The following is a 12950-nucleotide window of genomic DNA, read 5'->3' as shown; positions in this document are numbered from 1 at the left end:
TGGAATTGTTAATTTTTTGTTACTTATCCGTGCGCCAGCGCAACGCCTGCGGTGATCCTCATCACATTAAAACCGTGACGGGCGGGATAAAACGGAGGGAAACCACAAGGAAGCCGTGATGAACAATGTGACCTCCCCCTCCCGCCAGGGTAACGCCCGCACCATCTTTAACGTGACCAGCGGTAACTTCCTGGAAATGTACGACTTTATGGTGTTTGGCTACTACGCCAGCGCCATCGCGAAAACCTTTTTCCCCGGTGACGATCCCTTCGCCTCGCTGATGCTGACGCTGATGACCTTCGGTGCCGGCTTCCTGATGCGGCCGCTGGGAGCGATTATTCTCGGGGCGTATATCGACCGGCACGGCCGCCGCAAAGGTCTGCTGCTGACGCTGGGACTGATGGCGATGGGCACGCTGACCATTGCGGTGATGCCGGGCTACGCCACGCTGGGCATGGCCGCGCCGGTGCTGATACTGCTCGGGCGGCTGCTGCAGGGCTTCTCGGCCGGGGTCGAGCTGGGCGGCGTGTCGGTGTATCTTTCCGAAATTGCGCCAGAGGGCAGAAAAGGTTTCTTTGTCAGCTGGCAGTCCGGCAGCCAGCAGATTGCGGTAATTTTTGCCGCGCTGCTCGGCCTGCTGCTCAACCACCTGCTGGATAAAGGCCAGGTGACGGAATGGGGCTGGCGCATTCCGTTTATCATCGGCTGTTTAATCGTGCCGTTCCTGTTCTGGATCCGCCGCATGCTGGAAGAGACAGAAGCCTTCAGCCAGCGTAAACACCATCCGACCCTGCGTCAGGTGCTGCGCTCGGTGGTGCGAAACTGGGCGCTGGTGCTGGCGGGCATGCTGATGGTGGTCACCACCACCGTCAGCTTCTATATGATCACCGCCTTCACGCCGACCTTCGGCAAAACGGTGCTGATGATGAGCGATAAGCAGAGCTTTTTCGTCACCCTGTGCATCGGCGTCTCTAACCTGTTCTGGCTGCCGGTGATGGGTGCGCTGTCCGACCGCGTCGGTCGCCGCCCGCTGCTGCTGCTGTTTACCCTGCTGATGATCGCGACGGCCTGGCCGGTGCTGCACTGGCTGGTGAACGCCCCCAGCTTTAGCCACCTGCTGGAGGCCGAGCTGTGGCTGTCGTTCCTGTACGGCAGCTACAACGGCGCGATGGTGGTATATCTGACCGAGGTGATGCCAGCCGACGTGCGGGCGACCGGTTTCTCGCTGGCCTACAGCCTGGCCACCGCGCTGTTTGGTGGCTTTACCCCGGCCATCTGCAGCTACCTGATCCACGCCACCGGCGATAAGGCGATGCCCGGCGTCTGGCTGAGCATTGCCGCCGTCTGCGGGCTGGCGGGCACGCTGCTGATCCAACCGCTGGTGAAGCAGTACCGGGCGCGCCGGCTGGCGGAACAGGCCGTTTCCTGGCCGTAACCCGGACCTGCTGCCATAAAAAAAGCCGCTACCTGTCGCAGGTTAGCGGCTTTTTTAGATCCGACGCTTACTTCTTCGCGACGGTTTCCATGCCCATCAGGCCAATTTTCAGATATCCCGCTTCACGCAGCTTATCCATCACGCTCATCAGCGTTTCATAGTCGACGGTTTTATCGGCCTGGAAGAAGATGGTGGTGTCCTTCTTGCCTTCGGTCTGCCGGGTCAGCACCTGCACCAGCGTCTCCGAGGTCACCGCATCGTTGCCGATAAACAGCTGGTTATCCGCTTTGATCGACAGATACACCGGTTTTTCCGGGCGCGGCTGCGGCGCACTGGAGGACGCAGGCAGATTGACGCGGACGTCAACGGTGGCGAGCGGCGCGGCGACCATAAAGATAATCAGCAGCACCAGCATAACGTCGATAAACGGCGTTACGTTGATCTCGTGCATTTCACCGTTGCTGTCGAGGTCTTCGTTTAATCGCATGGCCATAACGCTTAACCTACCCGCAGTTTCTGCGCAGACTTAACGCGGTGAGCATCTTCGCTGGCGGCCAGGTCAAGATCGCGGCTCTGCAGCAGCAGCACCTGGGCAGCCACGTCGCCCAGCGAGGCTTTGTAGTTGCCGATCAGGCGGGCAAAGACGTTGTAGATCACCACCGCCGGGATCGCGGCGACCAGGCCGATCGCCGTCGCCAGCAGCGCTTCGGCAATCCCCGGTGCCACCACCGCAAGGTTGGTGGTCTGGGTTTTGGCGATGCCGATAAAGCTGTTCATGATGCCCCATACGGTACCGAACAGGCCGACAAACGGCGCGATGGCCCCGATGGTTGCGAGGAAGCCGTTACCGCGGCCGGCGTGGCGGCTGAAGGCGGCTACGCGGCGCTCCAGGCGGAACGCGGTCCGCTCTTTAATACCGTCGTTGTCGTCAGAACCGGCAGAGAGTTCCAGCTCGTTCTGCGCTTCCTGCACCAGTACGCTGCTCAGGCTGTTGGCGCTGAAACCGTCGCTGGTTTTGGTCGCGTCGTCCAGCGAACGTGCGCCGGACAGCAGCTGCTGTTCGCGCTTCAGGCGACGGCGCGCCGAGCTGAGTTCGATGCTTTTGCTGAAGAAGATGGCCCAGGTGACAACCGATGCCAGTAACAGCCCAATCATTACCGCTTTTACTACGATGTCCGCATGCTGATACATGCCCCAGACGGAAAGGTCCGTCTGCATCAAATCATTTGTCACGCTGTTTCTCCAACGTCTGAGTACGGATTACGAAAAATTCATCGCGGATCATATCAAAAAAGCGGGGAATTGATAGTAGTTCTCATTACTATTTACACTCTGTAAGGCAATTTTTGAACAACTTTTTGCTTTCTGTGGCTTCGGACACTTGCGTTGTGAAATTTTATCACTTACTCAGACGCTGAATGTCCCCGTGGCGTCAGCCGTGTTAACGTAAAAAAACAGACAAAAGTGACCACAAGGACCCGCCTTACCATGACCAGGAAACTGGAAACCACCTTAATCAGCGCCGGGCGCAGTAAACGTTACACGCAGGGATCGGTAAACAGCGTTATTCAGCGTGCTTCTTCGCTGGTTTTTGACAGCGTGGCGGATAAAAAACGCGCCACCGCAGGCCGTGCCAGCGGCGAGCTGTTTTATGGTCGCCGTGGCACCCTGACCCATTTTTCGCTGCAGGAGGCGATGACCGAGCTGGAAGGCGGCGCGGGCTGCGTGCTCTACCCGTGCGGTGCGGCGGCGGTGGCCAACGCCATTCTGGCCTTTGTCGCCGCCGGCGACCACGTGCTGATCAGCGGTGGTGCCTATGAACCAACCCAGGATTTCGCCAGCAAAATTCTCAGCAAGCTGAACGTCACCACCAGCTGGTTCGATCCGCGCCCCGGCACCGACATCAGCGACCTGGTGCAGGCCAACACCCGCGTGGTATTCCTTGAGTCACCGGCCTCGATCACGATGGAAGTGCCGGACATCCCGGGGCTGGTGGCCGCGGTGCGCCGCAAAGCGCCGGAAGCGATCATCATGCTGGATAACACCTGGGGGGCCGGCATCCTGTTCCGCGCGCTCGATTCTGGCGTGGATATCTCGATTCAGGCCGGCACCAAGTACCTGGTCGGCCACTCCGACGCGATGATCGGCACCGCGGTGGCCAATGAACGCTGCTGGGCGCAGCTGCGTGAAAACTCTTACCTGATGGGGCAGATGGTCGATGCCGATACCGCCTACGTCACCAGCCGCGGCCTGCGCACGCTGGCGGTGCGCCTGCGCCAGCATGAAGAGAGCAGCATCCGCGTGGCGCAGTGGCTGGCGGAGCGGGATGAGGTGGCGGTGGTCAATCACCCGGCGCTGCCGCAGTGCAAGGGGCATGAGTTCTGGCGGCGCGATTTTACCGGCAGCAGCGGCCTGTTCTCGTTTGTGCTGAAAGAGCGGCTCAGCGCCGAACGGCTGGCGCTGTACCTCGACAACTTCAGCCTGTTCAGCATGGCCTACTCGTGGGGCGGCTTTGAGTCGCTGATCCTCGCCAACCAGCCGGAAGAGCTGGCGGACATTCGCCCGGCGGGGGGCGTCGATTTTACCGGCACGCTGGTACGCCTGCACATCGGCCTGGAAAATGCCGATGACCTGATTGATGACCTGCAGGCTGGTTTTACCCGCCTGAACGGCTAAACTCCCTTAACTGACCTCAATAAAGACGCAACGGCGCATGCCGTTCGCGTCTTTGATCAACATCCCGGAACGCATTTGCGGGTAGAATACGACGATAATCGCAGGTAACGGGAATCATAATGGGTGTTTTGCACGAGATTGTTCAGGCGCTGTGGCACCAGGATTTCGCGGCGCTGGCCAATCCGCAGGTAATTTGGGTGGTTTACGGCGTGATGTTTGCCACGCTGCTGCTGGAAAACGGCCTGCTGCCGGCCGCCTTTCTGCCCGGCGACAGCCTGCTGCTGCTGGCCGGGGCGATGGTGGCCAAAGGAGTGATGGGCTTTATCCCGACCATGGTGATCCTTACCGTCGCCGCCAGCCTCGGCTGCTGGCTGAGCTATCTGCAGGGGCGCTGGCTGGGCAATACCCGGGTGGTTAAAGGCTGGCTGCTGCACCTTCCCGCGCACTATCATCAGCGCGCATGGTCAATGTTTAACCGCCACGGCCTGCTGGCGCTACTGGCCGGGCGTTTTCTGGCGTTTGTGCGGACCCTGCTGCCCACGCTGGCCGGTATCTCCGGCCTCAGCAACCTGCGTTTCCAGCTGTTTAACTGGCTGAGCGGGCTGCTGTGGGTGTCAATTCTGGTGACGCTGGGTTACGCCATCAGCCAGGTGCCGTTTATCAAACGCCACGAGGATCAGGTGATGGCCTGCATGATGGTGCTGCCGCTGGTGCTGCTGTGCCTCGGGCTGATTGGCAGCGTGGCGCTGGTGGTAAAAAGCAAACGGCGCGCAGGCTGACTAAAAGTATTAACTCACGTGGTGGGCAGGGCCGTTGAGGCTGGCCACCGTGCTAACGCTCGCCGGCAGGCCCTGCCGCTGCCCGGCGTTATAACGCCGCACTCTGGCGCATACGCGCCATCTCTTCACCCGGCGTGACGCCAAAGTAGCGCTTAAACTCGCGGGAAAACTGCGACGCGCTCTCATAGCCGACCTTCATCGCCGCCACGCTGGCCTTCATCCCCTCCTGCAGCATCATCATCCGCGCCTGGTGCAGGCGGTAACTCTTCAGATACTGCAGCGGCGAGGTGCTGGTCACCGCCTTGAAGTTGTGGTGAAACGCCGAGACGCTCATATTGGCCTCCGCCGCCAGCAGATCGACGCTCAGGCTGTCGGCAAAGTGGTGCTCAATGCGCCGCAGCGAGCGGGCGATCTGGCTGAGCTGCGTCTGGCGGCTCACCAGCGCCAGCAGCGCCCCGCCGCACGGCCCCTGCAACACGTGGTAGAGGATTTCGCGCACGATCCCGGGGCCGAGCACCCGGGCATCGCGCGGGCGGGTCATCACGTCCAGCAGCCGTTCGGTGGCGCAGAGCATCTCTTCGGTCAGCAGCGCCGAGTGGATGCCGCTCGACTGCGGCACCGGCTGGAAGCCGTCATCGTCACCGATGTCGATCAGCAGATCCTGCAGCCCCAGCGCGTCCACCCGCAGCGACAACCCGGCCAGCGGACGTTCCGGGCTGGCAAAGGTTTCACACTCAAACGGCAGCGGCACCGTCAGCATCAGGTACTTAGTGGCATCGTACTGAAACACGCTGTTACCGAGGTAGCCGGTTTTCTGCCCCTGAAACAGAATGACGATCGCCGGCTGATACATCACCGGCTGCCTGGCCCGGTAGCGGTCAGCGTGGATCAGGCTGATGCCGGGCACCGCCGCCACCGCCCCAGGTTTACCGCTGACCAGCCCGGTGACCTGGCGCGCCAGCCGTTCACAGATTGCCACTCTGTCCATTGCTCTCTCCGCTGAATATGTCGCCCTGCATCATCGCCTCACGCTCTCTGTTTCTCCAGCACTTTGGAGGATCAGGCAAGAAACAGGCAGAAATGTGCATTGAGCAAACGGCGGGCGCTGCGCAGAATGAAGCCAACCCTTTTCTCCCTTCAGCGATTTGGATCCCCTACCATGAACAATTTCACCCTGCACAACCCCACCCGCATTCTGTTTGGCCGGGGCCAGGTCGCCCAGCTGGCCGCCGAGATCCCCGCCGGCAGCCGGGTACTGATTACCTGGGGCGGCGGCAGCGTTAAGCGCAACGGCGTGCTGGACCAGGTTTATCAGGCGCTGGCTGGCTTTGAGGTCAGCGAATTTGGCGGCATTGAACCGAACCCGAGCTATGAAACGCTGATGCTGGCGGTGGCGCAGGTGCAGCGCGAGAAAATCACCTTCCTGCTGGCGGTAGGCGGCGGTTCGGTGCTGGACGGCACCAAGTTTATCGCCGCCGCGGCGTTTTATCCGCAGGACCCGTGGCACATTCTGCAGACCGGCGGCGCGGAGATCCGCGAAGCGTTACCGGTTGGCTCGGTGCTGACCCTGCCAGCCACCGGTTCCGAAGCCAACCGCAGCGCGGTGATCACCCGCCGCGCTACCCAGGATAAGCAGTCGTTCCGCAACAACCTGCTCTATCCGCGCTTTGCCATCCTCGACCCGGAATACACTTACAGCCTGCCGCCGGTGCAGATTGCCAACGGCGTGGTCGACGCCTTTGTGCACATCGTCGAGCAGTATCTGACGTATCCGGTCGACGCACGGGTGCAGGATCGCTTTGCGGAAGGCCTGCTGCTGACGCTGCTGGAAGAGGGGCCGCGTGCGCTGGCCGAGCCGGAGAACTACGCCGTGCGCGCCAATATTATGTGGACGGCAACGCTGGCGCTCAACGGGCTGATCGCCGCCGGCGTGCCGCAGGACTGGGCTACCCATATGCTCGGCCACGAGCTGACCGCGTTGCACGGCATCGACCACGCGCAGACGCTGGCCATCGTGCTGCCGTCGCTGCTGAACATCCAGCGCGAAGGCAAGCGTGAGAAGCTGCTGCAGTTTGCTTCGCGCATCTGGGGGCTGGAGGACGGCGACGAGCAGCAGCGCATCGACGGCGCGATCGCCGCCACCCGCGACTTCTTCGAACGGATGGGCCTCGCCACGCGCATGGCGGACTACCAGCTTGACGGCTCGTCAATCCCGCAGCTGCTGTTGAAACTGGAGCAGAAAGGGCTGACGGCGCTGGGCGAGCGCCAGGACATTACGCTGGCGGTCAGCAGACAGATCTACCTCGACGCACGCTAATCCCCGCCGGTTTTTGCCTTTTCGGCTAGACTTACCGCTATTGACCGGTGCCGATGCGCCGGTTTTTCCGCTATCGCTAAGGAGACTGTATGGCAGAGCAACCGATCATTAAACTGCACGACGGCAACCACATTCCCCAGCTTGGGCTGGGCGTGTGGCAGGCCAGCATTGATGAAGCGCGCCAGGCGGCCGTCGCCGCGCTGCAGGTGGGCTACCGTTCGATTGATACCGCCGCCATCTATAAAAATGAGGAGGGTATCGGCCAGGCGCTGCAGGAGACCGACGTGGCGCGCGACGACATCTTTGTCACTACCAAACTGTGGAACGATGACCAGCTCAACGCAGAACGGGCGCTGGAAACCAGCCTGAAAAAACTGCAGCTGCCGAGCGTCGATCTTTATCTGATGCACTGGCCCTGCCCGCAAAAGGATAGCTACGTGCAGGCCTGGCAGCAGATGATCAGGCTGCAGGAGCAGGGGCTGACCAAAAGCATCGGCGTCTGTAACTTTAATGAACCGCACATGAAACGGCTGATCGAGGAGACCGGCGTCAGCCCGGTGGTTAACCAGATCGAGCTGCACCCGATGCTGCAGCAGCGCACGCTGCACGCGTGGAACGCGCTGCATCAGATCCAGACCGAGTCGTGGAGCCCGCTGGCACAGGGCGGCAAAGGCGTGTTTGAGCAGGAGGTGATCAAACGGCTGGCGCAGAAGTATGACAAAACCGCCGCGCAGATCGTCATCCGCTGGCACCTCGACAGCGGCCTGGTGGTGATCCCGAAATCGGTCACGCCGTCGCGCATCGCCGAGAACTTCGCCGTGTTCGACTTCCGTCTGGAAAAATCAGAGATGAGCGAAATTGCCGCGCTGGACAGCGGCAACCGGCTGGGGCCGGACCCGGAAGAGCTGAACTAAGCCGCTCCGGCTTAAAGAAAAAGGCGGGGCCGAAAACGGCTCCGCCTTTATCCTGAACAGTCCTGCCACCGCTAAATGGCCTGCGCCACTCATTAAGCGCCTGGCGCTGCCAGGGGTAAGCGACGGCTGATATCGCCTGCGATACGCTCACCTGCCCTGCGCCCGATAACGGTTTACAGCGTCTGCTGCACCACCATCTGCCCGGCGCTGCCGCGATCGGCCATCTCCAGCGTCTGACTGTAGTAGAGGAACGGGAAGTGTTCAGAGGAGGGCTGGGTAAAGGTGACAAACAGCTCCACGTCGCCGTCAATCCACACCGTATCTTTCCAGCCGCGATCTTCCGCCATCGGCTGCGCGCCGTTAACCCGTTTGATCAGGAACATCACCCCCTGAATATGGAACGCCTGCGGCGTATCGGCGTGCACCATCCAACGCTCAAAGCTGCCCTGCTGGGCCTGTACGTCAGTGCGGTTCACGTCCCACACCGCGCCGTTAATCCCGGCGGTATCATCCCCGAGGCGGAATTCACGGGTGCGGCTGACGCTGCCCTCAATCATCTGATCCGCCAGCAGCCGCATCGGCAGGTTGTCGGTGACCAGCGGCAGCAGCCCGGTGGGACGCAGGTTCAGGATCAGCGTGGAGGTCAGGATGCTCGACGGCTCGAAGAAGCCGCGCAGCCGATCCACCAGCCCGGCTGCTTCACCGGCGGTAATCGACACCTCATCGCCCTGCGACATATCCACCAGCACTTCACGCCGCTCGCCGGGGGCCAGCGACAGCTGCTGCACCGCCACCGGCGCGGGCAGGAAGCCCTGATCGCTGGCGATGACGTTAAATGGCCTGCCGTCGCTGATGCGCAGCTGATAACGGCGGGCGTTAGAGGCGTTGAGCAGGCGCAGGCGCACCCAGCCACGGGAGACCTCAACGTAAGGGTTCTGCGCACCGTTAACCAGCAGCGTATCGCCGACCAGCCCACCCGACGAGGGCGGGTCGTACTCCGGCGTGCCGAAGTTATCCAGTCGTTTATCCTGAATGATCAGCGGGAAATCATCGACGCCGTAGTGGTTAGGGATTGGTAAGGCCTTACTGACCTGATCTTCGACCAGCCACATGCCCGCCAGCCCGCTATAGACGTGCGGCGCCATATGGCCAGGGGTGTTGGCGTGATACCAGCAGGTGGCGGCGGCCTGGCGAATCGGGATCACCGGCGCCCAGTCCACGCCGGGCGACATCAGCCGCGCCGCGCCGCCCATCAGCGCGCCGGGCACCTGCAGGCCGCTGACGGTCATCGACACCGGCTCATTCAGCCGGTTGCTGTAGATGATCTTCACATCATCGCCGCTCCACACCCGCACCGTCGGGCCGAGATACAGCCCGTTAATGCCCCACACCTGCGCTTTGCTGCCACCGGTAAACGACCAGTGGCTGCGCTGCAGGGTCAGGAACAGCGGCTGCCCGCGCTTTGATTCAATCAGCGGCGGTACCGGCAACGGCGTGCCCTGCCCGGCGGCGCGGGCGCTTAACGGCAGCGCCGAGGCGGCGAGTGCCAGGCCGGAGGCCTGAATAAACTGACGACGACTGAAAGACATAACCACTCCGTTAGCCAAAAAACAGCCGCCGGAGCGGCCATAATCCATTTTCCCGATTTGCGCCCGGCGCGCCTGCGGCCGATAGCCTGCGTGAGGGCGCGCTGACCCTAGCGGGTGCCGGCCGCCTCGCGCGCGGCGACTTCGGCGTTAAGCTCGTCGAGCTTATCCGACATCAGCTCGCGGCAGTGGGTGGCCAGCTTGCGCACCGACTGACCTTCAAACGCCTTCACGTCCACCGGCGGCAGCATTTCGATAATCACCAGACCATTATTCAGCCGGTTAAATTTCACTTTATCGTGGGTGTTGGAGACCACCACCGGAATAATCGGCACCCCCGCCGCCACGGCGGCGTGGAAGGCACCGGTTTTAAACGGCAGCAGGCCGCGCCCGCGGCTGCGGGTGCCTTCCGGGAACATCCAGAAGGAGATCTTTTTCTTCTGAAACTGCGCCACCAGCTCACCAATGGTGCCGTGGGCGCTGGCGCGGTTTTCGCGGTCGATCAGCAGGTTGCCGGTCAGCCAGTAGAGCGGGCCAAACAGCGGCACCCACAGCAGGCTCTTCTTACCAACGGTGACGGTGGTCGGCTGCACGATACCGGCGGCGGTGACCATGTCAAAGTTGTTCTGGTGGTTACAGATGTAGATCGCATTGGGGAAATTTTCTGCACCCTGCGGTTTACGGTGTTCCACCTTCAGGCCCAGCACCGGTGCCAGGCGGGCAAACAGATGGCCAAAGGTCGCCACGTGACGCGGATTGCGCGGGCTGAACAGGCACCAGATCGAACCAAATACACACACCAGGATGGAGTAAATCACCACCACGATGATACGTAAAACAGACAGCATAATAACCTCATAATGGCTTGCGGACAGCATATTGCGGCGGGCCACGGCGGCAGGCACGCCGCGGATTAAATACCGGCTGGCGCTAACGTCAGCCGGCAATCACGGGGTTACTCTTCGCTGTCGTCTCGGGCGGGACGCGCCGGCCCGTCAACGTCCACGCGGTCAATACGCTGCAGGCCACGCGGCAGCAGGGTGCCACGGCGGCCGCGCTCGGCGCGGAACTTCTGCAGGTCAGCCGGCTTCAGCGTCAGCTTGCGCTTACCGACGTGCAGGGTGATGGCATTTTCCGGCGTCAGCAGCAGCAGCCAGGCCAGCCTGTCCTCACCGGAGGCCGCTTCCGCCGACGGGATTGAGACAATTTTGTTGCCCTTGCCTTTCGCCAGCTGCGGCAGATCGGCCACCGGGAACATCAGCATGCGGCCGGCGGCGGTGATTGCCAGCAGCAGCTCGTCGCCGTTAATCGCCTGCGGATTCATCACCCGCGCGTTTTGCGGCAGCGCCAGCAGCGCCTTACCGGCGCGGTTGCGCGATACCAGGTCGCTGAAGGTACAGACGAAGCCGTAGCCGGCATCCGAGGCCATCAGCAGCTTCTGCTCGTCTGGCGCCATCAGCACCTGCTCCATCACCGCACCCGGTGGCGGCGTCAGCTTGCCGGTCAGCGGCTCGCCCTGGCCGCGCGCGGACGGCAGCGTAACCGCGTCCAGCGCGTAGCTGCGGCCGGTGGAGTCGATAAACACCACCGGCTGATTGCTCTTGCCGCGCGCGGCGGCAAGGAAGGTGTCGCCGGCCTTATAGCTGAGGCCGGTCGGGTCGATATCGTGGCCCTTGGCGCTGCGCACCCAGCCCATCTGTGACAGCACGATGGTTACCGGCTCTGACGGTACCAGCTCGGTTTCGCTGATCGCTTTCGCCTCTTCGCGCTCGCGCAGCGGAGAACGGCGATCGTCACCGTAGGCGTCGCTGTCGGCCTGCAGCTCTTTCTTCAGCAGCGTGTTCATCTTACGGTCGGAGCCGAGTACGCCCAGCAGGTAATCACGCTCTTTTTCCAGCTCGGCCTGCTCGCCGCGGATCTTCATCTCTTCCAGCTTCGCCAGGTGGCGCAGTTTCAGCTCGAGGATTGCTTCCGCCTGAGTTTCCGACAGTTCGAAGCGCGACATCAGTACCGGCTTCGGTTCGTCCTCACTGCGGATGATATGGATCACCTCGTCGATATTGAGGAATGCCTTCAGCAAGCCTTCCAGGATATGCAGACGCTTCTCAACCTTCTCCAGCCGGTAGTTGAGGCGGCGGCGCACCGTATCACGGCGATAGACCAGCCACTCGCTGAGGATCTCCAGCAGGTTTTTCACCGCCGGACGGTTATCCAGCCCGATCATATTCAGGTTGATGCGGTAGCTTCGCTCCAGGTCAGTGGTGGCAAACAGGTGGTTCATCACCTGATCCATATCGACGCGGTTAGAACGCGGCACGATCACCAGGCGGGTCGGGTTTTCGTGGTTGGATTCGTCGCGCAGGTCTTCGACCATCGGCAGCTTTTTGTTGCGCATCTGCGCCGCGATCTGCTCCAGCACGCGCGCGCCGGAGACCTGGTGCGGCAGCGCGGTGATCACCACGTCGCCATCCTCACGCTTCCACACCGCGCGCATGCGCACCGATCCGCGCCCGCTCTGGTAAATTTTGCGGATTTCGCTGCGCGGGGTAATGATTTCAGCTTCGGTCGGGTAGTCCGGCCCCTGCACGATATCCAGCAGCTCATCCAGCGTGGTTTTCGGGCTGTCGATCAGGGCCATCGCCGCTTTGGCCACTTCGCGCAGGTTGTGCGGTGGGATATCGGTGGCCATGCCGACCGCGATACCGGTGGTGCCGTTCAGCAGAATATTCGGCAGCCGCGCCGGCAGCATCTTCGGCTCCTGCATGGTGCCGTCGAAGTTTGGAATATAGTCAACCGTGCCCTGCCCCAGCTCGCCAAGCAGCACTTCGGCGTATTTCGACAGGCGTGACTCGGTATAACGCATGGCGGCGAAGGATTTCGGGTCATCCGGCGCACCCCAGTTGCCCTGACCGTCTACCAGCGGGTAGCGGTAGGAGAACGGCTGCGCCATCAGCACCATCGCTTCGTAGCAGGCGCTGTCGCCGTGCGGGTGATATTTACCCAGCACGTCACCGACGGTACGCGCCGACTTCTTAAATTTTGCGCTGTTGTTCAGCCCCAGCTCAGACATGGCATAGACGATGCGGCGCTGAACCGGCTTGAGGCCATCGCCAATATAGGGAAGCGCCCTGTCCATGATCACGTACATGGAGTAGTTGAGATAGGCGTTTTCCGTAAATTTATGCAGGGCAAGGCGCTCTGCGCCGTCCTGCGTCAAGTCGCTCATGTATCTGTTTTCCTCAC

11 protein-coding genes are annotated in these 12950 nt (G+C 61.7%); 5 read left to right on the top strand and 6 right to left on the bottom strand.

Annotated elements, in window-relative coordinates; translation table 11 throughout:
- Positions 1 to 118: 118 nt before the first annotated feature.
- Entirely contained in the window at positions 119 to 1435 is a 1317-nt protein-coding gene (locus tag ASF13_RS01050; protein WP_056231490.1) for an MFS transporter, read from the top strand.
- A gap of 67 nt (positions 1436 to 1502) precedes the next feature.
- Here ASF13_RS01050 and exbD read toward each other — a convergent pair whose 3' ends face one another.
- Together exbD and exbB are read right to left on the bottom strand one after the other, a co-directional pair.
- Positions 1503 to 1928 carry a TonB system transport protein ExbD gene (gene exbD / locus ASF13_RS01045; protein WP_056231488.1) on the bottom strand — a complete coding sequence of 142 codons (426 nt, stop codon included), beginning with the start codon at positions 1926 to 1928 and terminating at the stop codon, positions 1503 to 1505.
- Positions 1929 to 1933: 5 nt separating this feature from the next.
- Entirely contained in the window at positions 1934 to 2668 is a 735-nt protein-coding gene (gene exbB, locus ASF13_RS01040; protein WP_056231487.1) for a tol-pal system-associated acyl-CoA thioesterase, read from the bottom strand.
- A 255-nt stretch (positions 2669 to 2923) separates the two neighbouring features.
- Here exbB and metC point away from each other — a divergent pair, with 255 nt between their 5' ends.
- Both metC and ASF13_RS01030 read left to right on the top strand, forming a co-directional pair.
- On the top strand, positions 2924 to 4111 hold the full coding sequence (metC, locus tag ASF13_RS01035; RefSeq protein ID WP_056231482.1) for a cystathionine beta-lyase: 1188 nt from the start codon (positions 2924 to 2926) through the stop codon (positions 4109 to 4111).
- 119 nt (positions 4112 to 4230) lie between these two features.
- Positions 4231 to 4890 (top strand): DedA family protein, encoded by a 660-nt coding sequence (locus tag ASF13_RS01030; RefSeq protein ID WP_056231479.1) that lies wholly within the window; start codon positions 4231 to 4233, stop codon positions 4888 to 4890.
- 88 nt (positions 4891 to 4978) lie between these two features.
- On the opposite strand, the gene ASF13_RS01025 is transcribed toward ASF13_RS01030, so the two are convergent.
- Positions 4979 to 5878: an AraC family transcriptional regulator gene (locus ASF13_RS01025; RefSeq protein WP_056231477.1), complete on the bottom strand. Its 900-nt coding sequence runs from the start codon at positions 5876 to 5878 to the stop codon at positions 4979 to 4981.
- 171 nt (positions 5879 to 6049) lie between these two features.
- Between ASF13_RS01025 and yqhD the strand changes: the two genes are divergently transcribed.
- Both yqhD and dkgA read left to right on the top strand, forming a co-directional pair.
- Positions 6050 to 7207, top strand: coding sequence for an alcohol dehydrogenase (gene yqhD, locus ASF13_RS01020; RefSeq protein ID WP_056231474.1), 1158 nt, complete (start codon positions 6050 to 6052; stop codon positions 7205 to 7207).
- A gap of 89 nt (positions 7208 to 7296) precedes the next feature.
- A complete protein-coding gene (dkgA, locus tag ASF13_RS01015) occupies positions 7297 to 8121 on the top strand; it encodes a 2,5-didehydrogluconate reductase DkgA (RefSeq protein WP_056231472.1) in 825 nt (274 codons plus the stop codon).
- Positions 8122 to 8294: 173 nt separating this feature from the next.
- On the opposite strand, the gene ftsP is transcribed toward dkgA, so the two are convergent.
- The 3 genes from ftsP to parC form a co-directional block, all read right to left on the bottom strand.
- Positions 8295 to 9710, bottom strand: a complete 1416-nt coding sequence (gene ftsP / locus ASF13_RS01010) for a cell division protein FtsP (protein WP_056231471.1) — start codon at positions 9708 to 9710, stop codon at positions 8295 to 8297.
- Between the two features lie 107 nt (positions 9711 to 9817).
- Positions 9818 to 10555, bottom strand: coding sequence for a 1-acylglycerol-3-phosphate O-acyltransferase (locus tag ASF13_RS01005; RefSeq protein ID WP_056232309.1), 738 nt, complete (start codon positions 10553 to 10555; stop codon positions 9818 to 9820).
- A gap of 107 nt (positions 10556 to 10662) precedes the next feature.
- Positions 10663 to 12933 carry a DNA topoisomerase IV subunit A gene (gene parC, locus ASF13_RS01000; RefSeq protein WP_056231468.1) on the bottom strand — a complete coding sequence of 757 codons (2271 nt, stop codon included), beginning with the start codon at positions 12931 to 12933 and terminating at the stop codon, positions 10663 to 10665.
- Positions 12934 to 12950 lie beyond the last annotated feature (17 nt).

It is taken from the genome of Erwinia sp. Leaf53, assembly GCF_001422605.1.
Lineage (GTDB): Bacteria > Pseudomonadota > Gammaproteobacteria > Enterobacterales > Enterobacteriaceae > Erwinia.
This window is presented reverse-complemented; position numbering and strand designations above follow the sequence as displayed.